This window comes from Streptomyces sp. NBC_01546 (assembly GCF_045208355.1).
Classification (GTDB): Bacteria; Actinomycetota; Actinomycetes; order Streptomycetales; family Streptomycetaceae; genus Streptomyces.
The window spans coordinates 1-25,778 of the sequence record NZ_CP109380.1 but is presented as its reverse complement, the minus strand read 5'-3'; the positions used below and the strand labels follow the sequence as shown (position 1 = coordinate 25,778).

Sequence of the window (25,778 nt, the reverse complement as noted above, 5' to 3'; positions counted from 1 at the left end):
CTACGCTGAGGCCATGATCAGCACCCCAGCCCCCCGCTTGGAACCCGTGACCGCCGAAAATATCGACGCGGTGTGCGCGATACGGGTGCGCCCCGATCAGGCGCACCTCGTCTCTCCGGTGGTGAAGTCGCTGGCCGAGGCGTACGTCCACGGGGACGTCGCCTGGCCGCGGGCCATCGTCGACGGCGACGAGGTGGTCGGCTTCGTCATGGCCTTCCTCGACATCCAGTGGAACCCGGCCCGCGACCCCTCAGACCGGCGCTCCGGCATCTGGCGCCTGAACATCTCCGCCGGCCACCAGGGCAAGGGCTACGGCAGCTTCGCGGTCGCCGCGGTAGTCGAGGAGGTCCGCCGCCGCGGCGCCGGTCGCGCGTACGTCACCTGGGACACCGGCGACGGCAGCCCCGAGCCCTTCTACCTGGGCCTGGGCTTCCGCCTCACCGGCGAACTCAGCGGCGACCAGCGCGTCGGCGAACTGCTCCTGAACTAAGCGCTCTCCGCGAGGACCACAGTGCGCGGCGGCCCGCACACGGCCGCCGCCGCCGGGGCCGCCGCACCCGAACGGAACTCCTGCGGGCTGACGCCCCGTACCCGCTTGAAGGCCGTCGACAGCGCGAACGCGCTGCCGTACCCGACCCGGCGGGCCACCGTCGCGACGGTGGCCTCCGATTCGCGCAGCAGGTCCGCCGCCAACGCCAGTCGCCAGCCCGTCAGATAGGCGACCGGCGGCTCGCCCACCACGTCCGTGAACCGCCGGGCCAGCGAGGCCCGGGAGACCCCGGTCTTCAGGGCGAGCTCCTCCACCGTCCACCCGTGCGCCGGGTTCTCGTGCAGCAGCCGCAGAGCCGGGCCCACCACCGGATCGCTCTGCGCCCGGTACCAGGCCGGGGCGCCCGAACCCGGGGCCGCGAGCCAGGCCCGCAGCACACCGATCAGCAGCAGGTCGAGCAGCCGGTCCAGGACGATCTCCTGGCCCGGCTCGTCCCGGGAGATCTCCGAGCCGAGCAGGTCGATCAGGGTGGCGTCCGCGGCCCCCGCCGGGCGGACGACGATGGTGGGCAGCGCCCCCAGCAGCCGGCGGCCGATCTCGCTCGGCGCCTGGTAGCTCCCGCTCAGCATCACCGCCGACCCCTCGTCCTGATGCCCCTCCCCCCAGGTACGGACGCCCAGCGCCATGGAGTCGCTGACGTCCTCGCCCGCCTGCGTGCTGCACCGCTGGTCCGGCCCCACCCTGATCTGCACCGGGGTCTCAGGGGAGTCGGCGACCGTGTACGGGGCCGGTCCCCGTACGACGGCCACGTCTCCGGGGCTGATCCGCACCCGCTCCCCCTCGTCGGGCAGCAGCCACGCCGAGCCGCGCACCATCGTCACCACCGACAGCGGGGCCTGGTCCTCGATGCGCATGGCCCACGGCGGGTTGAGGACGGACTTTTGGAGGAAGGCACCCCGGGCGTTGGGGCCTTCGAGGAGACCGGTCAGCGTGTCCATATCAGGACCGTACGTCCCAGACGCCGGTGGCCGCCGCTTCCCGGGCGAAATCGGCGAAGTCGCGGGGCGCGCGTCCCAGGACCTCCTCCACCCCGTGCACCAGGTGCGCGTTGCGCCCGTCCAGGATCAGGGTGAAGAGCTCGGCGAACTCCTCCGGCAGGCCGTTCTCGCGCAGCGTCGCACGGTAGTCGTCGTCGGAGACCGGGACGTACGCGATCTCGCGGCCCGTCACCTTCGACAGCTCGGCGGCGACCTCGGAGAAGCTGAGCAGGCGCGGGCCCGACAGCTCGTACGTCCTGCCGATGTGCCGGTCGTCGGTCAGGGCGGCCACGACCACCTCGGCGATGTCGTCGGCGTCGACGAAGGCCTCGACGGCGTCCGCGGTCGGCAGGGCGATCTCGCCGGCCAGTACGGGCTCCAGGAAGAAGCTCTCGTCGAAGTTCTGGTTGAACCAGCTGGCCCGTACGACGGTCCAGTCGGCGCCGGAGGCCTTCAGGCTGTCCTCGGCGAGCTGCGCGGCCTCCTCACCGCGCCCGGAGAGCAGCACCAGGCGCCGGGCCCCGGCGGCCACGGCCACCTCGGCGAACCCGCCGACCTGCTCGGCGGCGCCGGGGAAGCCGAGGTCGGGGTAGTAGGTCACGTACACCCGGTCCACGCCCTCCAGCGCGGCCGGCCATCCGGCGGGCTCGTTCCAGTCGAAGGCCGGGGTCCCGGCACGGGATCCGATCCGGACCGGACGCCCCTGGGCGATGAGCTTCTCGGCGACGCGCCGCCCGGTCTTGCCGGTGCCCCCGATGACGAGGGTGGTGTGCTGCGCGGCGCTCTGCGTGGGGTTGTTCTTCGTCTGCGTCATGAGAACAGTCAAGTCGAGCCACCCGAGACGGAACATAGCCGAAAAGCTCAGCTCCATACGCGAGCGTCTAACTGCGGGCACTGTCCTCGGCGAGCGTGTGCGCGACCAGGGCGTTGGCGTGTCCGTGGCCCAGACCGTGCTCGGTCTTGAGCCAGGAGACGAGCTCCATGTGCTTGGTCAGGGGCGAGGACCGGATGAGGTCCTGCCATTGCGCGATCGGGCGGCCGTACTTCTTCTCGATCGAAGGAAAGTAGCTGGCGGGGCCCTTCACCGGCTGGGTCATGTCGTCGTTTCCCGTCTGCTCAGAGGCTCAGAGGGCGGGGGCGTAGGCGTGCACCTGCGCGCCGCTGCTGAAGGTGGTGGAGCCGATCGGTCGCAGCGTGGTGACCGGGGAGTCCTCGCCGAAGAGCTTCCGGCCCTTGCCCTGCACGACCGGCAGGGTCCACAGGCGCAGCTCGTCGATGAGGCCGTGGGCGAGCAGGGTGTTGACGAGCTGTCCGCTGCCGTAGACCAGCAGGTCGCCGCCGTCCTCACGCTTGAGCTCGGCGACCTCGGCGGCGAGGTCGCCGGCCAGGAAGGTGGCGTTCCACTCGGGGGTGTCCAGGGTGCGGGTGGCGACGTACTTCGGCATCGCGTTCATCCGCTCGGTACCGGCGTCGGCGCCCTCGGCGCGGGCGGTCCAGGCCGGCGCCATGCCCTCGTAGGTCACCCGGCCCAGGAGCAGCGCGTCGGCGGCGAGGAGCTGCTCGCCGGCGAACTTCTCCGCCTCCTCGTTCCAGAACGGCATCGACCAGCTCGGGTCCTCGAAGACGCCGTCGACCGAAATGAAGATGGAGGCGATGACCTTGCGCATGACGGTTCCCCTTAAATGTGCACGGCGTCCACGTCGGGCGCTCGTTCCCACAGTCACAGGAGTAGACCGGGGCCGCGCCCGAAACTCATCGCTCCCACCGGAGAAAGTCCGGATGATCTTCAGACAAGGTGGACCGGCGGGCCGTACTACGCCTCGTGGTGGGCCTGGGCGATGAGGTCGGTAGCGACTTCGAGAGCGGCGAGGCGGGTTTCTTCGGGGTCGCCTTCGACGTGCTGGAGGTACATCATCCCGGCGTGGAGGGTGAAGAGGGCGCTGACGCAGCGGACTTGGTCGGTGAGGGGGCCGTCCTGGGTGCGCAGGAGTTCGACGAGTTCGGCCATGTGGTTCTTCATGGTCTCGCCGATGCTCAGTTCGCGCATGGTGGCCTGGTTCTCCTGCATGAAGCGGAAGAGTGAGGCGCCGGCCCCCATCGACTCGCTGTAGCGGCGCAGCACTTCCCGTTTGGTGTCCAGGGTGGGTGGCTGCTGCCGGGCCCAGCTGATGAGCTCGTCGATGGGCCGGGTCAGGTCGTTGAAGACGCTGACGATGATGTCTTCCTTGGTTTTGAAGTGGTAGTAGAGCGCGGCCTTGGTGACGTCCAGGCGCTCTGCGATCTCGCGGAGCGAGGTCTTCTCGTAGCCCTGCTCGACGAACAGCTCCAGTGCGACGTCCTGGATGCGCTGACGTGTGTCCCCGCGCCGTCTCTGCGCAGTGCTGCTGGACATGGAATCTCCTTCGGCTCGCATGCTCACTCGTACTTACTTGACGCCCGGCTAGTTACAGGTCTACCTTAATGAGGAACTAGCCGGGCGGCAAGTAAGTGCAGCCAGGCAGGCGATACGTGAAGCAGGGTCAGGGGAGGGGACATGGTGGACACAGCCAATTCTGCCGGGACTTCGAAGGGCGTGCCCCCGGAGGGCAGCAAGCCGCGCAGTGTGGGGGTCGTCCTCGTGGCGGTCATGATCGCGATGCTGCTCGCCTCCCTCGACACGATGATCACCAGTACCGCGATCCCGACGATCGTCGGCGAGCTCGGCGGTCTGGAGCACCTGTCGTGGGTGGTCACCATCTACACCCTGGCCACCGTGGCCTCCACCCCCCTGTGGGGCAAGGCCGGCGACCTCTACGGACGCAAAGGCACCTTCCTCACCTCGGTCGTCATCTTCCTGATCGGCTCCGCGCTCTGCGGCGCGGCCCAGGACATGGGCCAGCTGATCGCCTTCCGCGCCATCCAGGGCCTGGGCGGCGGCGGTCTGCTGGTCGGCGCCATGGCGATCATCGGCAGCCTGATCCCGCCCCGCGAGGTCGGCAAGTACCAGGGCCTGATGGCCGCCGTCTCCGCCCTCTCCATGATCGGCGGCCCGCTGATCGGCGGCGCCATCACCGATCACCTGGGCTGGCGCTGGGCCTTCTACATCAACCTCCCGCTCGCCGCCGTGGCCCTCGCCATGGTGAGCGTGGTGCTGCACCTGCCGAAGAACACACAGGCGGCCCGCCCGAAGGTCGACTACCCCGGCGCGGCACTGCTGACCACCGCGATCACCTCCACCGTGCTCGTGACGACCTGGGGCGGCACCGAGTACGCCTGGGCCTCCGGCCAGATCATCGCCCTGATCACCGTCAGCGTCCTGTCGACCGCAGCGTTCCTCTACATCGAGACCAAGGCCGCCGAGCCGATCCTGCCGCTGCACGTCTTCCGCAACCGCAACTTCAGCCTCATCGCCCTGATCGGGTTCCTCGTCGGCTTCGTGACCGTCGGCGGCGTCTTCTACCTCCCGCTGTTCCTCCAGACCGTCCAGGGTGCCTCCGCCACCAACTCGGGCCTGCTCCTGCTGCCCCTGCTCGGCTCGATGCTGACCGTCTCGATGATCACTGGCCGCATCACCAGCAACACCGGCAAATACAAGATCTTCCTGGTCGTCGGCGGAGCACTCGTGGTCGCCGGGCTCTTCCTCCTCGCCACCATGGACACCAGCACTCCCCGCCTCGTCTCCGGTCTCTACATGGCCGTCCTCGGTGCCGGCATCGGCTTCCTCATGCAGATCACCATGCTCGTCGCACAGAACAGCGTCGAGCTGAAGGACATGGGCGTCGCATCCTCCACCACGGCCCTGGGCCGCACCCTCGGCGGCGCCTTCGGTGTGGCGCTGATGGGCACCCTGTTCACCACCCAGGTCACGGATGCCATGACCGACCGCCTCGGCCCGCAGGCCGGAGCTCTGAGCTCCGCCCAACTCGACGCGGCGAGCCTGGCCACACTCCCCGAAGCCGTCCGCGAGGCCTACCGGTACGCCGTCGCCGTCGGCACCCACTGGGCCTTCCTCATCTGCGCCGCCATCGCCGTACTCGGCTTCGCAGCCGCCCTGTTCATCAAGGAAGTCCCCCTCCGCGGCACCCCCACCCCCAACGAGAGCCAGGACAGCAAGACCGCCCCCGCCCAGCAGGAACCGGTCACCGCCTGAGCAACCAACCAACCGACCAAGACAACAGCCCGGCCCCGGTGGACAAACGGATCCACCGGGACCGGGCTCTTCCCGTTGCCGGGTGCGCTCAACGGCTACCTCAAGCATGGTCGAGGTCAAGCAATATGATCATATGGCGACATGACCACGAGGACTCTCTACCTGCTCTGCTCCGCGGCCCCGCCCGTCTTCGACGTGGCCCATGTGATCGAGGACGCCCAGGCCCGCGGCTGGGACGTCTGCCTGGGGCTCACCCCCACCGCGGCGCACTGGGTGGCCGGGAGCCTCGACGGGCTGGCCGCCCTGACCGGCCACCCGGTGCGCTGGCAGTACAAGCTGCCCGGGGAGGACGACGTATGGCCCCAGGCCGACGCCCTGCTCTTCGCCCCGGTCACCTTCAACTCGGTCAACGCCTGGGCCCTCGGCCTCACCGACCGGTTCGCCGTCGGCGTCGCCGCCGAAGCCATCGGCAAGGGCACCCCCGTCGTCGCCATGCCCTGCACGAACGCCGCCCTCGCCGCACACCCCCAGTTCGACCAGTCCCTCGCCGTCCTGCGCACCGCCGGAGTCGAACTCCTCTACGGCGAGACCGGCTTCACCCCCGGACCGGCCGGCCCGGACGCCCCGCCCCACTTCCCGTGGCAGGTCGCCCTGGACGCCGTGACCCGGGCCGGCAGCGCGCGCCAGGCCTGACACGCGGAGACCGGGGTACCGGGGAGCGGGGTACCGGGGAGCGGGGTACCGGGGAGCGGGTACCTACTCCCCCGTCACCCCGTCGATCGCCTCGCGCAGCAGATCCGCATGCCCGTTGTGCCGGGCGTACTCCTCGATCATGTGGGTCAGGATGTAGTGCAGCGAGTACGGCTGGTCGCCGAAGTACCCCGTCACGTCCAGGGATTCGGCGGCCTCCACGATCTTCCGCGACCGCTCACAGGTCTCTTCCCAGATCCTGAACGACTCCGCCGGATCCGCGTCCTCGACGTGGAACTCCGTCCACTCCCCCGCCTCGTTCTTCGGGAAGTAGCCGCGCACGTCCTCGCCGCCCAGGGCGTTGCGGAACCACCCGCGCTCCACCTCCGCGAGGTGCCGTACCAGCCCCAGCAGGCTCAGCCCGGACGGGACCACCGCCTTCCGCCGCAACTGCTCGGCGCTCAGGCCCGCGCACTTCATCATCAGGGTGTCCCGCTGCCACTGCAGAACGCTGGTCAGGGTGGCCCGCTCGTCGCCGTCCAGAACGGGCCGAGTCCTCTGTTCGTCGATCATCGAGCGATCATCACATCTGCCGGAAGAAGGCGCGCACGTCCCCCACCAACAACTCCGGCACCTCCATGGCGGGGAAGTGCCCACCCCGTTCGTACGAGGTCCAGCGCACGATGTTGTCGGTCCGCGCGGCGACGTGCCGCAACGGGATGAAGTTGTCCCGGGGGAAGTCGGCCAGGGCGGTCGGGGTCCGCGACACCTCGGGCGGCTGCCCGAAGTAGTCGGCGTGTGCCCGCTCGTAGTAGATCCGGGCGGCAGAGCCGGCTGTCCCGCTCAGCCAGTACAGCATCACGTTGGTCAGCATCTGGTCCCGGTCGATCGGACTCCGGGGATCGCTCCACTCGGCGAACTTCTCGCCGATCCAGGCGAGCAGCCCCACCGGCGAATCGTTCAGCCCGTACGCGAGGGTCTGCGGCCGGGTCGCCTGGATATCGGCGTACCCCTGCCGCTCGCGCGCCCAGACCCGGTACCGCTCCCAGGACGCGAGGGTCCGCTCCCGCTCGTCCGGGCTCAGCGCGGCCAGCTCCTCCGCGCCCGGCTCCTCGGTCGCCCCGCCGCCCGGCAGCAGGTTCAGATGCACCCCGACCACGTTCCGCGGCCGGATCCGCCCCAGCTCCCGCGAGATCGCGGCTCCCCAGTCGCCGCCCTGGACCCCGTACGCCTCGTACCCGAGCCGCTGCATCAGCACCCCGAAGGCCCGCGCGACCCGCTTGAACTCCCAGCCGGTCTCGGTCGTCGGCCCGGAGAGCCCGAAGCCGGGAATGCTCGGCAGCACGAGGTGGAAGGCATCGGCGGGATCCCCGCCGTGTGCCCGCGGATCGGTCAGCGGGCCGGCGACCCGCTGGAACTCGACGAACGACCCCGGCCAGCCGTGGGTCATCAGCAAGGGCGTGGCATCCGGCTCGGGCGAACGCAGATGCGCGAAGTGCACCCGGGCCCCGTCGATGACCGTGGTGAACTGCGGCCACGCGTTCAGCCGCGCCTCGGCCGCCCGCCAGTCGTACTCCCCGCGCCAGTACTCCACGAGCTCGCGCATCTCCCCGAGGGGAATCCCGTACGCCCACCCCACGCCGGGCAACTCATCGGGCCACCGCACCCGCCCCAGCCGCTCGCCGAGATCGTCCAACTCCGCCTGCGCCACATCGAGCCGAAAGCCCTGCAGCCCTTCCCCAAGATCGCTCATAAGCCCCCCATGCTAGGCCGCGGCCCCTCACCCCCTTAACGCCGTTAACGACCCCCGACCGTTAACGGCGTTAACGCCGTTAACGCTGCCCTCCCAGACAGCCCAGACCGTTAACGCCGTTAACGCCGTTAACGGTCGGCCCCACCCACCCGCCGCGCCACCAGCAACCCCAACCCGTCCAGGATCCGCTCCAGCCCGAACTCCAGTGCCTGGTCCTGCCCCCCGTGCTCCGCCACGGAGGCCAACGCGGCCCCCAGCGCCGGGAACTGCTCCCCGTGCGTCCGCATCAGCTCCCCCATCACCGCCACGAGCTGCGCATCAGGCCCCGCCGCCCCAGCCCCGCCCCCCGCCGCCCGCTCCTGCTCGGCAATCCCCCGCACATGCCCGGTCAGCAACACCACCGCATCCATGGCCTCGGCCCCGGTCAGCCCGCACCCGTCCAACGCGGCGAGCGCCCGCTCCATCCACCCCAGCTCCCGCGGCCCCATCACGCGCGCCCCGACCGTCGCCTCCAGCAGCCACGGATGCCCGCGGAACCCGGCGAGCAACTCCCGCGCCCACACCCGGAGCCGCCCCCGCCATCCCTCGGCCTCCGCCACCTCCGCCCAGGCGGTGTCGACCACCCCCGGATCCGGGATGGCGGACTCCACCATCAGCGACACCAGTTCGGCCTTCCCCGGCACATAGCGGTACAACGCCATCTTCGTGACCGCCAGTTCTCCGGCCACCCGCTGCATCGATACGCCGCCCAGCCCCTCCGCGTCGGCGATGCCGACCCCCGCCCGGGCGATCCCCTCGAGCGTGAGTCCCCGCTTCGGCCCCCGCGCGGGCTTGGCCGGCGGTCCCCACAACAACCGCACGGCCGCGCCCCACTGCTCATCCGTCATCGGATCCCCTTGCGCTCGCACCAAAACTGCGTCTACCGTACACGGTATCGCTTCAGTGTCCGCCGGACACAGTTATCGCAACGGAGTCTCCATGGACCAGTACCCCGACCCCCACCCGGCCCCCCGCCCCAACCCGCACAGCCCGCGGCAGGCGCCCCGCACCGTCCTCATCTCCGGCGCGAGCATCGCCGGCCCCGCCCTCGCCCACTGGCTCGGCCGCCACGGCTTCCGCCCCACCGTCGTCGAACTCGCCCCCGCCCTCCGCCCCGGCGGCCAGGCCGTCGACTTCCGCGGCGAGACCCACCTCTCCGTCCTGAGCCGCATGGGCATCCTCGAAGACCTCCGCCGCCTCCAGACCGGCGGAAGCCCCATGACGTTCGTCGACGCCGAGGGCGAGCAGCTGCTCCACCTCCCCGCCGAGTTCGCGGGCGGGGAGATCGAAGTCCTGCGCGGCGACCTCTCACGCGTCCTCCACGAGGCCTCCCTCCCCTTCACCGAGTACGTCTTCGGGGACTCCATCACCTCCCTCACCGAGACCCCCACCGGCGTGGACGTCACCTTCCGCAGCTCCCCGCCCCGCACCTTCGACCTCGTCATCGGCGCCGACGGCCTGCACTCCAACGTCCGCCGCCTCGCCTTCGGCCCGGAGGCCGACCACGTCACCCACCTCGGCTACTACGCCGCCACCTGGAGCCTCCCCAACGACCACCGCCTGGGCCTCCGCCCCGGCGCCGGCTCCGTCGGCTACAACGCCCCCGGCCGGCTGGCGAGCGTCGGCGCCGACCACACCGACCCCACCCGGGCCCGCGCCTTCTTCGTCTTCGCCTCCCCGGAGCTCACGTACGACCGTCACGACCCCGAGGCCCAGAAGGCCCTCCTCCGCCAGGCGTTCACGGGCCTGCCCTGGCAGGTGGACCAGCTCCTGTCCTCACTCACCACCGCCGACGACCTCTACTTCGACTCGATCAGCCGCGCCGACGTCCCCGCCTGGTCCAGCGGCCGGATCGCCCTCGTCGGCGACGCCGCCTGCGGCGCGACCATCGGCGGCATGGGTACCGGCACCGGCATCGTGGCCGCCTACGTCCTGGCGGGCGAGCTCTCCCGGTCGCCCGAGGACCACCGGGCCGCCTTCGCCCGCTACGAGTCCCTGCTCCGCACCTACGCCCAGGGCTGCCAGAAGAGCGGTGACCGTACGGGCCCCTTCCTCGCCCCGGCGACCGGGCTCGGCCTGCGCCTGCGCAACGGCCTGCTCAGTCGGCGCCGCATCCTCGACTGGATGCTGAAGGCCGGGGCGGACGCGACGACCCTCCCCCTCCCCCACTACCCGACCTCCCTCGATGGCGCCGGAACCACAGAGCCTGACCGCCTGACCCTTAACGCCCTTAACGCCGTTAACGCCGTTAACGGCGAGCGGAGAGCTCGGCACCCTTAACGGCGTTAACGCCGTTAACGCCTCCACGCCCCCGCCACCCATCGAAAAGTTGCGCCCCAAAACCTCTCACACTCCATCAAATCCCCCTCCCCTCCCTCTAAAAAGTACCTGTCGACTGGTTTTCTTTGCCGTTGCACGACTAGATTGACCCCTGTGGGATCCACTCCCGCGCACCAACCGATCGGGAGACGCGTACGTGGCAAGGGCCAGGCAGGAACGGGCCGAGATCACCCGGCAGGCCATCCTGGACGGCGCGGCCATCGCCTTCGACCACTCCGGCTTCGACGGCACCAGCCTCAGCGACGTCGTCCGGCACGCCGGGGTCACCAAGGGCGCCCTGTACTTCCACTTCCAGTCCAAGGAAGCACTCGCCCGCACCCTGATGGACGAGCAGTTCCAGGTCGTCTCCCAGGACGTCCCCGCCATCGAGAACCCCGGGCTCCAGACGATCATCGACCTCACCCACCAGATGGCGTTCGGACTGCGCACCAACGTCCGCATCCGCGCCGGCATCCGCCTGGTGGTCGAGTTCGGCTCCTTCACCCGCCCCGAGCCCGCCCCGTACGACAACTGGATCGACACCTGCCACGACTGTCTGACACCGGCCCAGGAGCGCGGCGACGTACTGCCGTCGCTCAATGTGTACGACGTCTCCACCTTCCTGGTCGGCTCGTTCACCGGCATCCAGGTCACCTCGCACGTCCGCACCGGCCGCGAGGACCTCCACGCCCGGGTCATCGACCTGTGGAACCTGCTTCTCCCCGGCATCGTGCCGGCGGACCGGATCCCCCAGTTCGACCCGTCGGGCTCGCCCGAGTGCCGGGCCGAACTCGCTCTGCCCGCCTGACGGCGTTTCCAGGGCGGCCTCGCACACGCCGTGGTGAACCACGGGGGTGCTCGCTACGGCGTGTGCGAGGCCGCCCTGTCGCGCATCCGGAACCAGAAGCGCGCCATTTCGTTAGCAAAACCCAAGCGTGGCGCTCACGCGCACCCCTGAACGTTAGTAAAGTCCCCCTCATGACTTCGCCCTCGTCTCAGAGCGACCGAGAGAAGGTCGTCTCCAAGCTTCCCCCGTGGCTGCGCCAGGAGTTGAAAATCCGCACCGCCCAGCTGCGGGTGGACATCCAGGACGCCGTCCACCAGGGGATCAGCCACTGGAGCGCGCTCGCCTCCGCCCCCTCCCCCGTCGACACCTCCGGCGCCGAATCGTTCTCCACCTGGCTGCCCGCCGGCCAGTGGGAGTCCTTCCGCACCGACTCCAAGCACCGTGGTGTCTCCCTCATCCAGGGACTCGCCCAGGCCGTCAGCCTCTGGCTGGAGATGAACCCGGCCCCCACGGTCAAGCGGCCCTCCGTCGTACGCCGCATCATCGTGTGCAACCAGAAGGGCGGGGTCGGCAAGACCGCCATCACCGCCGGCACGGCCGAGGCCCTCGCCGAGGACGCCTCGACCCTCCACCCGGTCCGCATCGCCCGCCAACTGGCCCGCCTCACGGCGGACGAGGAACAGCAGCCGGACCCGGCTTCCGCCATCCTGGACCTGGAGGACCTCCCGGGCCTGGGCATGCGCGTGCTGCTGATCGACTTCGACCCGCAGGGCCACCTCACCAAGCAGCTCGGCCAGCAGCCGCTCCCGATCGGCGGCGACAGCCTCACCTGCCACATGGCCGGCGAGGCCAAGGGCCCCCTCTCCGACCTGATCGTCCCCATCACGGACGAGCGCTTCGGCGACCGGCTGCACATCCTCCCCGCCTGCACGGACGCCTTCCTCCTCGACGTCCGCCTCTCCACCGTCCGCGCCCGCGAGGCCGCCCTCGAACGCGCCCTGGCCCCCGTCGAGTCCGACTACGACGTCATCCTCGTCGACTGCCCCCCGAGCCTGGGCCTGAGCATGGACGCCGCCATCTACTACGGGCGCCGCCGCGACACCGAACAGCCGGGCGCCTCCGGCGCGCTGATCGTCGTACAGGCGGAGGACTCCTCGGCGGACGCCTACGACCTCCTCACCTCCCAGATCAACGATCTGCGCGACGACCTCAGCCTCGACATCGACTACCTCGGCCTCGTCGTCAATCTCTACGACGGCCGCCGCGGCTACATCGCGACCTCCTCCCTCCAGGCCTGGATGGACATAAAGGATCCGCGGGTCGTCGCCATCGTCCCCGACCTCAAGGAACAGCGCGAAGCCGTCCGCGTGAAGCAGCCCCTCTTCGTCTACGCCCCCAAGGGCGACCAAGCGGTCGCCTTGCGCGCCCTCGCCCGGGAGATCTCATGAGCAGCAAGGCCGACAAACTCGGAGTCTCGGCATCCTTCGCCCGGGCTCAGCCGGTCGGCGTCAGCTCCCGCCGCGCGGCGATCGCGGAGGCCACCGGCGCACCCACCTCCGGTGTGATCCCGCCGTCCGAGGTTCCCATCGAGGCACTCGCCCACAACCCCTTCAACCTCCGCGAAGACCTCACGGAACTCGACGAGCTGGCGCAGTCCCTCATCGCCCGCGGCCAGCTGCAGCCCCTCGCCGTCGCCACCCGCATGGCCTTCATGGAGGCCCACCCGGGCGCCACCGACGGCCTGGGCCGCGCCCCGTACGTGGTGATCGACGGCAACCGCCGCCTGGCGGCAGCCCACCTGGCCGGCCTCAAGACGCTGCACATCCACGTGAACGACGCCCTGTCCGCATCGGCTGCGGACATCCTCGAATCGGCCCTGATCGCCAACGTCCACCGCGTGGACGTGGCCCCGATGGACCAGGCCCGCGCCCTCCAGGAACTCGTCGACGTCCACGGCTCCCAGGCCCAGGTCGCCAAGCGCCTCGGCAAGACGGCGGCCTGGGTCTCCCAGCGCCTGACCCTCCTGAACCTCACCCCCAGCCTCCAGGAGAAGGTCGAGACGGGCGAGCTGAAGGTCGAACCGGCCCGCCGCATCGGCCGCCTCCCCCAGGAGGTCCAGGAGGCCGCCGCGGACGAGACGATCAACACGGTCAATCCCCCCCGCCAACGCACTCCCCAGCCCGTTAACGGCGTTAACGCCGTTAACGCCGTTAACTCCCCACCCGCCCCCTCAACCCCTTCCTCCTCTTCCACCACACCCGCCCCGTCCCCCCGGATCACGATCTCCACGATCTCGCCGGAAACGATCGCGGACGCCCTCACGGCGCACCTCACCCCGGACGACCTCAAGGCCGTCACGGAACTCCTCATGCTGCGAATCTGAGCCGGGCAGCCGAGGGCACAAGGCACCACCCACGCCGGGGGCGCTGACGGCATTAACGCCGTTAACGCCCCCACGTGTGTTTCATGTGCGTTCAGCGGTGCGATTCGCATAGGCTGCCCCCGGAGGTACCCATGCCGAACGAACAAGAGAGCCTCTTCGCAGCGGTCGACGCCCTGCTCGAGGAAGCCGCCCAGGACCCGCTCCCGCACCCGGACGAGCGCAAGCGCCTCCGCGAAGCCGCCGGACTGAGCCAGGACCAGATCGCCAAGGCCCTGCTGGTCCGCCGCGAAACGGTCACCTCCTGGGAAACCGGCCGTACCGCCCCCCGCCCCCCCAAACGCGCGGCCTACGCCCGCCTCCTGGAGGGCCTCTCCACCCTCCACCCCGTTAACGCCGTTAACGCCGTTAACGCCGTTAACGATGTGACCCCCCAACCCCCCACCCCCCTTAACGGCGTTAACGCCGTTAACGCCGTTAACGCCGAAGCCCCCGCTGCACCGAGCGCCGAGGCGCAGCCCCAAGCCCCCACGACCAGCGCGGCCGCCACAACGCCGCCCCCGCCGGCCCTCACCCCAGGCGCCGGGCCCACCCCCGCACCGGGGTCCGGGGCAAAGCCCCCCACCACACCCCCCACCACACCCCTGGCAGGCCACGGCCCCCTGGCCGTCCTGGACGGCACCGGCCATGCCCACACCACCGGCGGCCTCGTCCTCGACCATCCCACCAAGGATCTCCCCTCCCTCATCACCTGGGCCCTCGGTCCGGCGGCGAACCTCCGCTCCCCCCGCCTCCACCGCAACGGCAAGGACGGCGACCCCCTCCTCGTCCTCACCGCCCCCGCCGTGGAACGGCTCGGTCTCCCCCTCACCCTCGAGGACCGCCGCGCCCTCCGCCTCCCCGACAACCACCCCGTCATCCGCCAGCTCACCAAGGCCAAGTGGCAGCTCACCCGCCGCGGCTTCGGCCCCTGGCCCCGCATCTACCGCCCCGCCACCCCCACCACCGGCCGCCAGTGCGTCCAGCTCGCGATCCTCCCCTGGGGCGCCCTCGACCCCCGCGCCTGGGGCGAGGACACCGCCGACCTCCCGGCCCCCGAACTCGCCGCGCTCCTCACCACGTACGCCACCCGCGTCCTCACCCCCCGCGGCTCCACCGCCGTCACCGGCCTCGAACTCATGACGGCCCTGCGTCCCCCCACCCGCGCCGCCCGCAACCCCGAGACCAACACCTGGGAATCCGCCCCCGTCGCCGGCTCCCTCACCCAGCCCGTCGACCCCGCTCCCCCGGAAGCCCCCGACGAGCACCCGGTGGTCGCCGCCCTCTACCCCCGCTCCCATCAGCGCACCCCGGACCAGGTCCTCGACGAGGAGGCGTACGACTGGATCCGCGACCCGGAGCTCCTCACCGACGCAGAGTGCGCCCGCACCCACGCCGTCGGCATCGACGTGAACATGGCCTTCGCCGCGGCCGCGAACCGCCTCACCGTCGGGCTGGGCCCCGCGACGCACCGTACGGGCCCGCGCTTCGACCCGAAGACCCCCGGCTGCTGGCTGGCCGACCTCTCCTCCCTCCCCCTCGACCCCCGGCTCCCGAGCCCCTTCACCCCCCACGGCAAGGCACCGACCGGCCCCGCCTGGTACGCCACCCCGACCCTCGCCTACGCGCAGGAACTCGGCCACGAGGTCCACCCCACCGAGGCCTGGCTCCGCCCCGACCACGGCCCCTACCTCGACGCCTGGTACACCCGTCTCCGCGACGCCTACATGGCCACGATGGCGGACCTCGGGATCACCCCGGCCCTCACCGAGGACGCGTTCCTCCAGGCGATGGCAGCCCGCACCGAGCATCACAGCCCCGTCCCCGCGGCGGTCCTCTCGGCGATCAAGTCCACTGTCAAGGGCGGCATCGGCAAGCTCCGCGAACGCCCCCAGGGCGCCGGCTACCGCCCCGGCGAGCGCTGGCCCGCCCTCGAACGCCCCACCTGGCGCCCCGACATCCGCGCCGCGGTCATCGCCACGGCCCGCGTCAACATGCACCGCAAGATGAACAAGCTGGCCGCCACGGCGGGCCTGCACCCCATCGCGGTCCTCTCGGACTGCGCCGTCTACCTCTCCGACGGCCCCAGCCCCCTCGACTTCCTCCCCCGCACCCCCGAGGGCAAGCCCCTCCCCGGGGGCTTCCGCCTCGGCGTCAGCCCCGGCATGGTCAAGCACGAGGGAACCCAGAGTCTGCTCTGGGCCGTCCAGATGCTCGACGAACACCTCAACCCCGCCCGCCACATCAAGGGCCACGACGCAGCGGCAGACGGCGAGTAACCCATGTCCGACATCTCCGACAGCCTGACCAAGGCCGACGCACTGCACTTCACCCGCGCGATCCCCAAGTCCGCGGGCGCCCAGATGCGCTTCCTGGTCAAACAACTGAAGAGCACCAAGAGCGTGGCAGCCACCCTCGGCATCTCCCAGCGCACGGTCGAGCGCTACGTCAAGAACCAGATCAAGCAGCCCAAGCCGGAACTCGCCGCCCGCCTGGAGACCGAGGTACGCAACCGCTGGCAGCCGCTGGTCCGCAAGCGCGCCCGCGCCAGGGCCTCGACCACCACGGGCCTGGTCATCGAGACCCGCGCCCGCTTCGGCTTCACCGCGGCCCCCGGCACCACCGACGACGGCCGCATGCGCCGCATCACCCAGCACCTGCCCCCGGAGTACGCGGCCCGCCTCTTCGCCGCCCAGGAAGCCGGCGCCGCCGAACCCCGACTCCGCCAGATCGCGGCCGAAGCCCTCCAGGAGATCTACTTCAAGGACAACGGCGCCCGCGCGACGAGCCTCCTGGTCGAGTTCACGGACATCGACTACGTCGACTTCGCCTTCTGACGCGCGCCCCTGAGCCCCTGAGCCCAAGTGACTGAAGGGACTGAAGGGACCGAATTTCAGTACTACCTTCAAACACTTCGGCCACCCGTCCAGTGCCCCGCGCCCAGCGGCGTGCAAGGGACCAGAGGGACCGAAGTGACCGAAGAGTCCGAATCAGGCAACCGTGGGCGTGGACAGCCCTCGCTGTGAGCGTTCGGTCTTCCGGCCGACCTGCCGGGGCTCGATCGTGCGCGGGTCGACGGCCTCGCCCGGCGCGCCTTCCCGGTACAGGCCATGGGGCTCGGCATCCCGGTCATGCGGCAACAGGTAGAAGACGCGCCGCTTCTGCAGACCGCTGTCGGGGTCCGCCTCCGCGGTGTCACCGAGCTCGGTGAAGCCGATCATGCGCCCGTCACGGTGGTAGCGCGGCTTTCCCCGGCGGCGGGGAGTCTTGTCCAGGGCCTGGCGCACGTAGTCGAGCTCTTCGGGATCCTCCAGCCACACCACTTTGTCCTCGTGGGCGAGATCGCTTGCTGTCAGTAGCGAGCTCATGGCCTGGGTCCTTCCTCGTTCACGTCGGCCCTTCCGGGCCCCTGGTTCCTCCACGCCGCGAACGGCGCCGATGCCGGTATGCGGCAGGGCCCTGCGGGCCACAGCCGGCTGGTGGGTCTGTTCATCGTCCTTGTCCATCGTAGGCGTGCCCGCCCCGGGGCGGCGGCACACGTCGGCCAGTCAGGTCGTGCTTGCCCTGTTCGCGTCACGCGAGGTCGGTTCCTCGTCTGCCAGGAGGGCCAGGCCGGGGTAGAACTTCTGCCCGTTCGAACGGAGCATCTCATTGGGCGAGGCGACACCGACCTCGGCGCGGATGCGTGTGGCGAACGCGCGGGTGGTCGCCGGACGCAGTCCCTCGCCGTCGAGACACCAGGCACTGTAAGCGCGGTAGAGGGCTCCCTGCTCGACCTTGAGGTCACGAGGATCCGGCAGATCCACCCCGGTGGTGCAGCATTCGGCGAGAAACCGCCCGATGTGGTCTTCGGTCGTGGCGTACGCCTGGGTGGCCGTACGGACCACGCTGGGCCCGGTCAGGGCCGGCTTGGCCGCGAGATAGACCTTGGCTCCCTGGATCATCCAGTGGAGGATCCCCGGGCCCTCCTCCTGGACGAGTGCCTCCGCCAGGTTGTCGATCTTGCGGTGGTCGGGGACGACCTTCTCGAAGGGGATCAGCCGGATCCGGCGCCAGAAGGCGTGCCCGCCGGTGCCGACCTCCGGCCGGTGATTGCCCAGGAGCCACAGCTTGTGCGTCGGCTCGAAGCTGAAGAAGTCCTGCCGCATGCGCCGGGCCTTGAGCCGGTCACCACCGGTCAGAAGCTTGACGCGGGCCTCGTCAAACTTGTCGTGCGGCTTGAGCTCGCTGCAGACGAACAGACGCCGGCCATGGAGCTCGGTCAGCTCGGTGGAGTGCTCGTTGAACTTGCCGCGCTCCATGAGGAAGCCCGGCGGAGCCACGTCCGCGTAGTCGCCGAGAATCTTGATGACGACGTCGAGGAGCGCCGACTTGCCGTTGGCGCCGACACCGTAGAGGAACGGCAGGACCTGGCCGCCGACGTCACCGGTGATGGAGTAGCCGAGCAGGAGATGAAGAAAGTTGATCATCTCCTTGCCCTTGTCGTCGTCGCCGAAGGTCTGGTGAAGGAACAGGTGGAATCTCGGCGTGGGCATGGCCTCGGGCGCCAGATGAGTGGCGCGGGAGTGCAGGTCCCGGGTGGGGTCGGGCTTGTGCAGATCGCCGGTCCGCAGATCCACGACACCGGCCGGCGTGCACAGTGCGTACTTGTCGCCGTCCAGGGTGTCCGGGTCCAAGGCGAGTTCGGGCGATGCCTTGGCCTGGGTGAGCATGGCCTTCACACCCGAGGTGGACATGGCGCGCTTGCGGTGGTTGGCCAGCTCCCGGTCCGTGAAGAGGCCACGCGGATCGTGGGTGGGCAGGTCCTCCGCCATGTCACCGGCGGCCCAGATCGCGGCCTTCTCCCCGCCGGTGCGCTTCCACCGGTACTCGTCCCACACGTACCAGCCCAGTCCCTCCACATGCCGGAACCGGTTGTGGTGGAGGTGGGCGAACAGCTTGGCGTTGCCCCGGTCGGTGAGGTTCTGCAGCAGACCGGACGAGATGAACTCGCCGGCGGCGGCAGCCGCCGGAACTCCGCTCTGCTGAGCGGGCAGGCGCCGACCGGGCGTGACGGTGGTGGCGGCGCCGGTCTCGGTCGTGAACGCGGCAAGCTGTTCCGCCGCTGCCTGGGCGTTGAACCCCGTGCTTCCGGCGCTGCTCATGGGCGTTCCTTGGGGTGGATCGGTCGGTCGCTTCCGGCTCGTAGCCCTGCTTCGACGATGAGGACGTTCCGGCGCGGCTGGTGGGGTCGTGCGTGGTCCGCGGCTTCCAGGAGCAGTTGCCGGCCCTCCCCGACGGTGAGGTGGCCCGAGGCGACCAGCCCCCCGGCTGTGAAGGCAGCCCGGTTGAGCTTCTCGCTGAAGGCCGTTCCCTCGGGGCTGGCTCCGCAGGCCCGCACTTCGTCCAGGAGAGAGCCGAGCACGCGCTGCCCGGCCTGCCGGGGCCTGCGCGCCTGCGGACGCGCCACAGGGGCCTCTACGGGCGCCACAGGGTTTGTTCCGACGGTGTGCCCGGTACGGGAGAGCTCGGCGCTCAGCCACAGCGGCAGGGCCGCAGGCAGCCGGGCTCCGGGCAACGGCTCGTAAACCCCGGCGGCCGTACGCGTCGTGGGCGCCACGATGTAGCCGCCGATGGCACGGACGTCGACCTGCCAGGCGAGCGCCACCTTGGAGCTCGAACCGCTGGAACACCGGAAGCCCGGGCCGTCATGGGGCACCCGATACCAGATGTGCATCCCTCCGGACGGCGTACGGACGCGCAGGGTCGCCGTGTCCTCGCAAGGGTTGGGCCGGGAACGGTACGCGGCCAGGAGCGCCAAGGTGTCGAATCCGCTCTGCAGTCCGGTCAGGTCGACACGGTCGTCGATGGGGATGCCCGGCAGCAGCCGCTGCCGGTCGGGCAGGGTCGCCGCGTGGGCGTCGACGTCGATCACCACGAGTCCCGCGGGGCCACAGGACACCCCGATACCGAACCCTGGCTCGGTCTGCCACCACTGCCGCACCGTACGAAGGTCCGTGGTGGCCGCGTGGAAGCCGTGGCACCAACGGCTCTGCGCATGGCACGGGCACTCCTGCGGGGAATGCTGGCTCCTTCGGCAGTCGGGGCAGTTCGGGGCCGGCATCTTGGTCCCCGGGGCCAGAGGGTGCACCGGGTAGCCGCGCAAGGCCATCCAGGTCGCCACGTCCAGTGCCGTCCCGCCACTCACACCTCGTGACGGATGCTCGGAATAGACGGGCACTGGCTCTTCCTTGACGCGCGGTTAGGGACGGTTCCTCCTGTCCCGGCACCCTGCATCTCAGGGACCAGAGGGACTGAAGATTCACTATCTCGGAGATTACCGCAGAGACCGCGACGCCTCGGGCTGGATCTCCGCAGTATCGAGAGTTCAGTCCCTTCAGTCCCTCAGTCCCTGAAGTTCTACCCCGGTACGTCCGGAAAGGTTCTCTCTTACGCCCCAGTACACGCCCGGGCGTGTCGCGGCCTGCCACAGCCGTTTTTTACCCCCGCCTCACCCAGCCGCCTGCCAAGCATCAGCCCCTCGAACCCCCCACCAGTCACTCACCCCTCACCCGCCGACCGGTCCGCACCCCCACAGTGTCCTCAGGTACTGAACCCCCCAGACCCTCGTTCAGTCCCTCCCTCTTCAGTCCCTCGACAAACATGCAGGTCACAGCCCTTTAGCCTAAATCCCAGGGACTGAAGGGACTCAGAATCACTACTTCCAGCCTTTACGTGTGTGCGTGTATGCGCGGGCGTAGGAAGGATCTTGTATATGCATATGTGGCTTATAACTGCGAAGTTGAGTCCCTTCAGTCCCTGACGAACCGGGTCCAGCCGCCTGACCTGCAGGTTTATGCAGTGACTGAAGGGACAGGGACCGAAGGGTCCGAACCGGGCTTCAGCCCCTAGTCGGGGAAGGGAGTACCGAGGGAGGGGGCGGAGTCACGAAAAGCGGGCAGGGACTGAACGGCAGCGGAGGAGGACGGGTACTCACGGCCGGGCCGGGGCAGTCTCGGGGGCCATGGAGCCGACGAAGGAGCAGAGCGCAGCCCGCGAGGCGTTCACCGCGGGCCAGGACCTGGCGCTCGTCGCAGGTGCGGGAACAGGCAAGACGTCCACCTTGATCCTCATGGGCGAGGCCACCCGCAAGAAACGGGGACTCTACGTCGCATTCAACCGCGCGATCGCCGACGACGCCCGCAGGCGCTTCGGGAACAACGTCGAATGCCGCACCGCGCACTCCCTCGCCTTCAGGGCCGTCGGCTACCTCTACCGAGAGCGGCTGAACGCCTCCGCGCGCATCCCCGCCAAGCACACCGCCCGTCTGCTCGGCATCACCCGCGACCTCCACGTCAGCTCCCGCACCATCAAGGTCCCCCATCAGGCACGCCTGGTGATGGGCATGATCCGCAAGTTCTGCCACACCACCGACCGCACGGTCATGGCCCGCCACATGGACCCGATCAACGGCCTGGACGACCCGGGCCAGGAGTACGTGGCGCGCACACTCCTGCCGTACGCGCACCGGGCATGGGAGGACATCTGCTCTCCCCGCGGGGAACTGCGGTTCGAGCACGACCACTACATGAAGTTATGGGCGATGGCCGAACCCAGGCTCGGGGCCGACTTCGTCCTGCTGGACGAGGCCCAGGACACCAACCCGGTCCTGGAAGAGGTCTTCCTCGCCCAAGACGCGCAGCGGGTATGCGTCGGGGATCCGGCCCAGCAGATCTACGGCTGGCGCAACGCGCGCGACGTGATGACCGGCTTCCCGGCCGAGCAACTGCACCTGACCAAGTCCTTCCGCTTCGGCCCCGCCATCGCCGAGGTGGCCAACCGGTGGCTGGGGCACGCCGGGTCTGAAATGCGACTGACCGGCCACGGCTCCGACTCCCTCGTGGGCTCGGTGGCCCACCCGCAGGCGGTGCTGTGCCGGGGCAACATGGACGCGATGAGCGAAGTCCTGGCCTACCTGGACCGCGGCATCCCGGTCGCACTGACCGGCGGCGGCAGCGCGCTGCAGCGCACCGCCACGGCCGCCCTGGAGCTGAAGGCAGGCCGGCGCACCAGCCACCCCGAGCTGTTCCTGTTCTCCTCATGGGGCGAGGTCCAGGAGTACACCGAGCAGGACAAGGCCGGGCAGGACCTGAAAGCGATCGTGCAACTGGTCGACACCTACGGACCGGACCAGATCATCGAAGCGGTGAACCGGCTCTCCCCCGAGGAGAAAGCGACCGTCACCGTCTCCACCGCGCACAAGGCCAAGGGCCGTGAGTGGGCTTCGGTGCGCATCGGAAAGGGCTTCCTGGCGCCGGCAGTCGACGACCACGGCCTCCAGCGCCCGCTGAACCCGAGCGAGGCCCGCCTGATCTACGTCGCGGTCACCCGCGCCGGCCACCTGCTGGACACCGAAGGCATCAGCTGGATCGACGGATACGAAACCACGATGAACACCCCGGCCCGCGACGGCACCGTTGCAGGCCGCCCCCTGATCGAGTTGAGCCTCACCACACAACTCAAATACGACTCCTCACCGATCTCCCGATTCATTGCCACCCACCTCCCCCACACCCAGAGCCTGATCCGCGACTGCCAAACCCACATCGCGAAACTCCCGCACCCCGTCCAGCCGATCGACGTGCAACACCCCAACTGGTCCGCCCTCGGACACGCCATCGACTACCGGATCCGTCTGCATCTCGGCGGCCGGCTCGGACCCGCCGTCGACGCGGGCGTCAGGCTCCTCGAGGGCACCAGGCCGCTGCGCGGAGCAGCCGACGACGAACCCCGCAAGGCCCTCCACACGGCAGGAGAGCAGCTGCTGGCCACCGTGGACGCCCACCTGGCCCACCCCGGCACCCTGGACGACGCAGCCCTCACCCGCCTCTGCTTCGTCGCCGGCTTCTTCGAGGACATCGCCCGCACCGGAGAGATCCGCCGCTTCAGCCTGCTCAATCCGGCCACGCCCAGCACATCCCTGGACACCCTCACCACAAGAGTCCCCCCATACGTCATCGACGACATCGACCAGCAGATGCGCCTCGCACGAACCCCCTTCGCCCCCTTCCGCGCCCTGCCCCCCACCTCCCGCGTGTGCGGCCCGATCTTCACCGGCAGCACCGACATCGGCGGAGCCGACGCCGACTTCATCCTGGGCGGCTGCCTGCTGGACTGCAAAGCAACCAAGGACCCACGCCGCCTGGGCCGCGAGGAGATCCACCAGCTGGCCGGCTACCTCCTCCTGGACTACGACGACCAGTTCGGCATCACCCGAGTAGGCCTGTACCTCTCACGCCAAGGCGGCCTGATCACCTGGCAGACCCCCGACTTCCTCCGCCGCCTCGGCGCCACCACTCCCCTCCCACAACTCCGCGCCGACCTCCGCCACCACCTCCACACCGCGGCCCGCCGCACTCGATGACCAGGCACCTCACACGCCCACGCCGACGCCCCGACCGGGCAGCCGACGACGTCCGGTATCCCGGGTGCCGGGATGCGACACCAGCACGGTCACCTTCGAGCCAGCCGTCTGCACACTTCCTCGGCCCCGCCTACGGCGAGGTCCTCCTACTTCCTCACCCAGGAGATGCCCGATCTGGTCAACCGCCTGATCCTCGACTTCCTCACCCAGGCCCCCGTCCCCACGATCCGCCGCGCCCCCACCTCCTGAAAAGCAGCATCACCGCGCTTCGCTGGTGAACCCCCGGTCCACATTTCCCGCGTCCATGACGGTGTGCGGACTGCGCGTGTGACGGTTCCGGCCCCGGCTGCCAGGGTTGCGAACGCGAGGACGGCGAGGACCGGGTTCACGTAGGCCGGGACCAGCTCGCTATCGGCGTTGCAGGTTTTCGACAGCGGGAGCAGCGTCTCGACGTGTTCGTCGGGGTCGAAGCTCGTGTGCAGGGTGAGCTCGCACATCTCGCGGATGTCCAGGACCAGGAGGTGGGTCAGCCCCACTAGGTAGTGCACGCCGGTCAGGACGGCCAGCAGCAGGGTCCAGAGCGCCCACCGGTCGCCGCGGGCCGCGCGTCTGACGGCCGCAACGAAGCACCAGAGGACGGCCACGAAAGCGCCCACCTGCAGGAATTCCCTCAGCATGTCGCCACGTTATGCGGACTGCGCGAGCATCATTCGGCCATACCGTCAGTTTATGCCGCGCAGCCAGACATCGGTGACCGAACCAGGACACGGATCGGTGTGAGTGGGTGGTGTGGGGCAGCTGTTGGATGTCAGCGGATGACGACGGCTCCTGACGCCCCCCGGTGGCTGCACCAACCGGAGTGGGGAGCAGCCGCTGCTACGCCTCCTCGCTTATGAGTTCAACGAAACACTCCTGTCGTCACAGGCCCTTATCGGTAAGCCAGCTCATGACGGATAGTCAGGGACACTACTTCCCCAATCCGGTCTGCGTTCGATCGCGCAGGCTGGTTGAGCAGTACGCAGTTTCACTGCTCGTCGACAGGCACGACCGAGCCCCCCACCCGGGGGAGGGCGTCCCTGGAATTCCCATTTCTATCAGTAATCCAAAATGAATCATGATCCCGGTGTTCTGCTGCGCCACAGGCGGTCGGCGGCGGGGCCTCCCGGCTCGGCCGGGACCCGCACGAGGAGATTGCGGACGCCGTGAACGCACAGGGGAGGAGTGGTGTGTTTCATTGCCCATCGGGCACTGCACACGGGACTAGGCTCGGGCCGTGGGACAGCCTGAGCAGCGCGCCGATGGTGCAGGACCGTTCACGACCCGGCTCACCTGGCACCGGCCTGAAGGGGAAACGGTGGTCTGGGAGTCGCGGCTCGCGCGCAGGCGTGGGGCGCTGTCGGTCCGCGGTCCGGGAGGCATGGTCACCATGTCCCCGAGTACCGATGCCAAGGCTCTGGGTCGCCTTCGAAGGCTCAACACCGTCGCCTCGAGCGCGTTCGTCATCGGCGGAGCACTCTTCGCCCTCGGCGCAGCCGTCGCCCAGTTCGGCTCGGGCGACGCGGTCGAGAGTGCCGCGATCTACTTCGCAGGCGGACTGTTCTTCAACACCGGGGGTTACACCTCGCTCTTGCAGGTGCTGAACGCGCCCCGCCACTCCCAAGGGGGCGGTTCACTGGTCACGGCCGATTGGAGGTGGTGGGGGTACGAGCCGATGCGCTTGGACTGGCTGAGCACGTTTGTGCTGTTCGTAGGAACGCTCGTATTCGGCGTCAACCTGTTGGACTCCTTCCTGCAGGGGCTCACCGTCCAGCAGACCAACAGGCTGATCTGGACTCCCGACGTGATCGGATGCGTGCTGTTCCTGGTTTCGGGGCATCTCGCGTTCGCCGAGATCTGCCATCGGTCCCGGCCCTGCGTCCACTCGCGCAGCCTCGGCTGGTGGGTCGTCGCCGTCAATCAACTCGGGTCGGTGCTCTTCATGGTTTCGGCACTCGCCGCGTTCACCCGGCCCGCCACCGGAAGTCTGGTCAACACCGACATCGCCAACTGGGGAACACTGTCCGGCGCACTGTGCTTCTCACTCGGCGGCGTACTCCAGGCCTTTGAACGACCCTAGGAGACGGTTGGCTCCGTGGCGCAGCGGACAGCACCCTTGTTCCCCATTCCTCGCAGGCAGACTCGGGCTCGGGCACCCCACCCTGCTCCACTGCTAGCTGCCGCGTAGCGGGCTGGTCCTGGAGGCGGAGCCGTAAGGACAAGGGTGAGAGCGAAGCGGACACTTTGAACAGGTCGTAGGCCTGGTCATCGCCCAAGCGAAGCGAGGGAGCAGTTCAGGTGGAGCGCAGCAAAACCGGAACCAGTGCGAAGCGAAGCCAAGGACACCGACCGAAGGGCCGGCTCCGGCCCACGAAGCGAGGCGGTTCTCTTTTCAACGCGCAGCGTTGAGATGCCGAACTCATGCCCGCAGGGCGGGCATGAGTTCGGGTGGAGCGAAGCGGAACCCGAACCATCCGCAGCGAAGCGCGGACTCCGGCCCGAAGGGCCGGCTCTGGCTCGGCGAAGCCGGCCCAGAGCCGAGCGAAGCGAGGCGGTTCGTTGGCGCAGCGCGTAGCGCTGCGGGGCCCAAGCGAAGCGGAGGGCCCTCCCGCCGACGGCGGGACGGCCGAGCGGAGCGAGGCCGTTCTCTCCTCAGCGCGCAGCGCTGAGACCTGC

23 protein-coding genes are annotated in these 25,778 nt (G+C 69.6%); 11 read left to right on the top strand and 12 right to left on the bottom strand.

Features of this window, described 5'->3' with window-relative positions; translation table 11 throughout:
- The first annotated feature begins 13 nt into the window (after positions 1-13).
- Positions 14-490 (top strand): GNAT family N-acetyltransferase, encoded by a 477-nt coding sequence (locus tag OHA89_RS39225; RefSeq protein WP_266615949.1) that lies wholly within the window; start codon positions 14-16, stop codon positions 488-490.
- On the opposite strand, the gene OHA89_RS39220 is transcribed toward OHA89_RS39225, so the two are convergent.
- From OHA89_RS39220 to OHA89_RS39200, 5 genes are all read right to left on the bottom strand, one after another.
- Positions 487-1,488, bottom strand: a complete 1,002-nt coding sequence (locus OHA89_RS39220) for an AraC family transcriptional regulator (RefSeq protein ID WP_266615947.1) — start codon at positions 1,486-1,488, stop codon at positions 487-489. The two genes, OHA89_RS39225 and OHA89_RS39220, sit on opposite strands and share 4 nt — an antisense overlap.
- Position 1,489: 1 nt before the next feature.
- Entirely contained in the window at positions 1,490-2,341 is an 852-nt protein-coding gene (locus tag OHA89_RS39215) for an NAD(P)H-binding protein (RefSeq protein WP_266615945.1), read from the bottom strand.
- A gap of 67 nt (positions 2,342-2,408) precedes the next feature.
- Positions 2,409-2,624, bottom strand: a complete 216-nt coding sequence (locus OHA89_RS39210) for a DUF4287 domain-containing protein (protein ID WP_266615943.1) — start codon at positions 2,622-2,624, stop codon at positions 2,409-2,411.
- Between the two features lie 27 nt (positions 2,625-2,651).
- On the bottom strand, positions 2,652-3,194 hold the full coding sequence (locus tag OHA89_RS39205) for a dihydrofolate reductase family protein (protein ID WP_331761654.1): 543 nt from the start codon (positions 3,192-3,194) through the stop codon (positions 2,652-2,654).
- 146 nt (positions 3,195-3,340) lie between these two features.
- Positions 3,341-3,919, bottom strand: a complete 579-nt coding sequence (locus OHA89_RS39200; RefSeq protein WP_331761653.1) for a TetR/AcrR family transcriptional regulator — start codon at positions 3,917-3,919, stop codon at positions 3,341-3,343.
- 141 nt (positions 3,920-4,060) lie between these two features.
- Between OHA89_RS39200 and OHA89_RS39195 the strand changes: the two genes are divergently transcribed.
- Entirely contained in the window at positions 4,061-5,656 is a 1,596-nt protein-coding gene (locus OHA89_RS39195; RefSeq protein ID WP_331761651.1) for an MDR family MFS transporter, read from the top strand.
- Positions 5,657-5,797: 141 nt separating this feature from the next.
- Positions 5,798-6,349, top strand: a complete 552-nt coding sequence (locus OHA89_RS39190) for a flavoprotein (protein WP_266617164.1) — start codon at positions 5,798-5,800, stop codon at positions 6,347-6,349.
- Positions 6,350-6,412: 63 nt separating this feature from the next.
- Here the strand turns inward: OHA89_RS39190 and OHA89_RS39185 are convergent, their stop codons facing one another.
- The 3 genes from OHA89_RS39185 to OHA89_RS39175 all read right to left on the bottom strand — a co-directional run bounded on the left by OHA89_RS39185 (position 6,413) and on the right by OHA89_RS39175 (position 8,986).
- Positions 6,413-6,919, bottom strand: a complete 507-nt coding sequence (locus OHA89_RS39185; protein WP_266617163.1) for a DinB family protein — start codon at positions 6,917-6,919, stop codon at positions 6,413-6,415.
- A 10-nt stretch (positions 6,920-6,929) separates the two neighbouring features.
- On the bottom strand, positions 6,930-8,099 hold the full coding sequence (locus OHA89_RS39180) for an epoxide hydrolase family protein (RefSeq protein ID WP_331761648.1): 1,170 nt from the start codon (positions 8,097-8,099) through the stop codon (positions 6,930-6,932).
- Between the two features lie 128 nt (positions 8,100-8,227).
- On the bottom strand, positions 8,228-8,986 hold the full coding sequence (locus tag OHA89_RS39175) for a TetR/AcrR family transcriptional regulator (protein ID WP_266617161.1): 759 nt from the start codon (positions 8,984-8,986) through the stop codon (positions 8,228-8,230).
- 91 nt (positions 8,987-9,077) lie between these two features.
- On the opposite strand from OHA89_RS39175, the gene OHA89_RS39170 reads away from it, so the two are divergent.
- The 6 genes from OHA89_RS39170 to tpg all read left to right on the top strand — a co-directional run bounded on the left by OHA89_RS39170 (position 9,078) and on the right by tpg (position 16,500).
- Positions 9,078-10,418 carry an FAD-dependent monooxygenase gene (locus tag OHA89_RS39170; RefSeq protein ID WP_331761647.1) on the top strand — a complete coding sequence of 447 codons (1,341 nt, stop codon included), beginning with the start codon at positions 9,078-9,080 and terminating at the stop codon, positions 10,416-10,418.
- 196 nt (positions 10,419-10,614) lie between these two features.
- A complete protein-coding gene (locus tag OHA89_RS39165) occupies positions 10,615-11,265 on the top strand; it encodes a ScbR family autoregulator-binding transcription factor (RefSeq protein WP_266617159.1) in 651 nt (216 codons plus the stop codon).
- A gap of 170 nt (positions 11,266-11,435) precedes the next feature.
- The gene (locus OHA89_RS39160; protein WP_257559659.1) at positions 11,436-12,692 is read left to right on the top strand and encodes a ParA family protein; all 1,257 of its coding nucleotides are present in this window, start codon (positions 11,436-11,438) and stop codon (positions 12,690-12,692) included.
- Positions 12,689-13,627, top strand: a complete 939-nt coding sequence (locus OHA89_RS39155) for a ParB/RepB/Spo0J family partition protein (RefSeq protein ID WP_331761646.1) — start codon at positions 12,689-12,691, stop codon at positions 13,625-13,627. The genes OHA89_RS39160 and OHA89_RS39155 overlap by 4 nt, the downstream gene beginning before the upstream one ends.
- Positions 13,628-13,758: 131 nt before the next feature.
- Complete coding sequence (tap, locus tag OHA89_RS39150; RefSeq protein ID WP_331761645.1) at positions 13,759-15,942, top strand: telomere-associated protein Tap; 2,184 nt, start codon at positions 13,759-13,761, stop codon at positions 15,940-15,942.
- Between the two features lie 3 nt (positions 15,943-15,945).
- Complete coding sequence (gene tpg / locus OHA89_RS39145; RefSeq protein ID WP_266617156.1) at positions 15,946-16,500, top strand: telomere-protecting terminal protein Tpg; 555 nt, start codon at positions 15,946-15,948, stop codon at positions 16,498-16,500.
- A 153-nt stretch (positions 16,501-16,653) separates the two neighbouring features.
- Here tpg and OHA89_RS39140 read toward each other — a convergent pair whose 3' ends face one another.
- The 3 genes from OHA89_RS39140 to OHA89_RS39130 form a co-directional block, all read right to left on the bottom strand.
- Positions 16,654-17,031 (bottom strand): DUF6009 family protein, encoded by a 378-nt coding sequence (locus tag OHA89_RS39140; RefSeq protein ID WP_257559655.1) that lies wholly within the window; start codon positions 17,029-17,031, stop codon positions 16,654-16,656.
- 180 nt (positions 17,032-17,211) lie between these two features.
- The gene (locus tag OHA89_RS39135; protein ID WP_331761644.1) at positions 17,212-18,807 is read right to left on the bottom strand and encodes a phage/plasmid primase, P4 family; all 1,596 of its coding nucleotides are present in this window, start codon (positions 18,805-18,807) and stop codon (positions 17,212-17,214) included.
- Positions 18,804-19,826 (bottom strand): bifunctional DNA primase/polymerase, encoded by a 1,023-nt coding sequence (locus OHA89_RS39130; RefSeq protein ID WP_331761643.1) that lies wholly within the window; start codon positions 19,824-19,826, stop codon positions 18,804-18,806. Before OHA89_RS39130 ends, OHA89_RS39135 begins: the two co-directional genes overlap by 4 nt.
- 840 nt (positions 19,827-20,666) lie before the next feature.
- On the opposite strand from OHA89_RS39130, the gene OHA89_RS39125 reads away from it, so the two are divergent.
- The gene (locus OHA89_RS39125) at positions 20,667-23,066 is read left to right on the top strand and encodes a UvrD-helicase domain-containing protein (RefSeq protein ID WP_331761642.1); all 2,400 of its coding nucleotides are present in this window, start codon (positions 20,667-20,669) and stop codon (positions 23,064-23,066) included.
- Between the two features lie 146 nt (positions 23,067-23,212).
- Here OHA89_RS39125 and OHA89_RS39120 read toward each other — a convergent pair whose 3' ends face one another.
- Positions 23,213-23,743: a hypothetical protein gene (locus OHA89_RS39120; protein WP_266617151.1), complete on the bottom strand. Its 531-nt coding sequence runs from the start codon at positions 23,741-23,743 to the stop codon at positions 23,213-23,215.
- Between the two features lie 596 nt (positions 23,744-24,339).
- On the opposite strand from OHA89_RS39120, the gene OHA89_RS39115 reads away from it, so the two are divergent.
- Positions 24,340-25,182 (top strand): hypothetical protein, encoded by an 843-nt coding sequence (locus OHA89_RS39115; RefSeq protein ID WP_331761640.1) that lies wholly within the window; start codon positions 24,340-24,342, stop codon positions 25,180-25,182.
- Positions 25,183-25,778 lie beyond the last annotated feature (596 nt).

Bases quoted from the DNA above. Each gene is read 5' to 3' on its own strand.
- OHA89_RS39225 (WP_266615949.1), top strand. From the start codon at position 14: ATGATCAGCACCCCAGCCCCCCGCTTGGAACCCGTGACCGCCGAAAAT.
- OHA89_RS39220 (WP_266615947.1), bottom strand. From the start codon at position 1,488: ATGGACACGCTGACCGGTCTCCTCGAAGGCCCCAACGCCCGGGGTGCC.
- OHA89_RS39215 (WP_266615945.1), bottom strand. From the start codon at position 2,341: ATGACGCAGACGAAGAACAACCCCACGCAGAGCGCCGCGCAGCACACC.
- OHA89_RS39210 (WP_266615943.1), bottom strand. From the start codon at position 2,624: ATGACCCAGCCGGTGAAGGGCCCCGCCAGCTACTTTCCTTCGATCGAG.
- OHA89_RS39205 (WP_331761654.1), bottom strand. From the start codon at position 3,194: ATGCGCAAGGTCATCGCCTCCATCTTCATTTCGGTCGACGGCGTCTTC.
- OHA89_RS39200 (WP_331761653.1), bottom strand. From the start codon at position 3,919: ATGTCCAGCAGCACTGCGCAGAGACGGCGCGGGGACACACGTCAGCGC.
- OHA89_RS39195 (WP_331761651.1), top strand. From the start codon at position 4,061: ATGGTGGACACAGCCAATTCTGCCGGGACTTCGAAGGGCGTGCCCCCG.
- OHA89_RS39190 (WP_266617164.1), top strand. From the start codon at position 5,798: ATGACCACGAGGACTCTCTACCTGCTCTGCTCCGCGGCCCCGCCCGTC.
- OHA89_RS39185 (WP_266617163.1), bottom strand. From the start codon at position 6,919: ATGATCGACGAACAGAGGACTCGGCCCGTTCTGGACGGCGACGAGCGG.
- OHA89_RS39180 (WP_331761648.1), bottom strand. From the start codon at position 8,099: ATGAGCGATCTTGGGGAAGGGCTGCAGGGCTTTCGGCTCGATGTGGCG.
- OHA89_RS39175 (WP_266617161.1), bottom strand. From the start codon at position 8,986: ATGACGGATGAGCAGTGGGGCGCGGCCGTGCGGTTGTTGTGGGGACCG.
- OHA89_RS39170 (WP_331761647.1), top strand. From the start codon at position 9,078: ATGGACCAGTACCCCGACCCCCACCCGGCCCCCCGCCCCAACCCGCAC.
- OHA89_RS39160 (WP_257559659.1), top strand. From the start codon at position 11,436: ATGACTTCGCCCTCGTCTCAGAGCGACCGAGAGAAGGTCGTCTCCAAG.
- OHA89_RS39155 (WP_331761646.1), top strand. From the start codon at position 12,689: ATGAGCAGCAAGGCCGACAAACTCGGAGTCTCGGCATCCTTCGCCCGG.
- tap (WP_331761645.1), top strand. From the start codon at position 13,759: ATGCCGAACGAACAAGAGAGCCTCTTCGCAGCGGTCGACGCCCTGCTC.
- tpg (WP_266617156.1), top strand. From the start codon at position 15,946: ATGTCCGACATCTCCGACAGCCTGACCAAGGCCGACGCACTGCACTTC.
- OHA89_RS39140 (WP_257559655.1), bottom strand. From the start codon at position 17,031: ATGAGCTCGCTACTGACAGCAAGCGATCTCGCCCACGAGGACAAAGTG.
- OHA89_RS39135 (WP_331761644.1), bottom strand. From the start codon at position 18,807: ATGAGCAGCGCCGGAAGCACGGGGTTCAACGCCCAGGCAGCGGCGGAA.
- OHA89_RS39125 (WP_331761642.1), top strand. From the start codon at position 20,667: ATGGAGCCGACGAAGGAGCAGAGCGCAGCCCGCGAGGCGTTCACCGCG.
- OHA89_RS39120 (WP_266617151.1), bottom strand. From the start codon at position 23,743: ATGCTGAGGGAATTCCTGCAGGTGGGCGCTTTCGTGGCCGTCCTCTGG.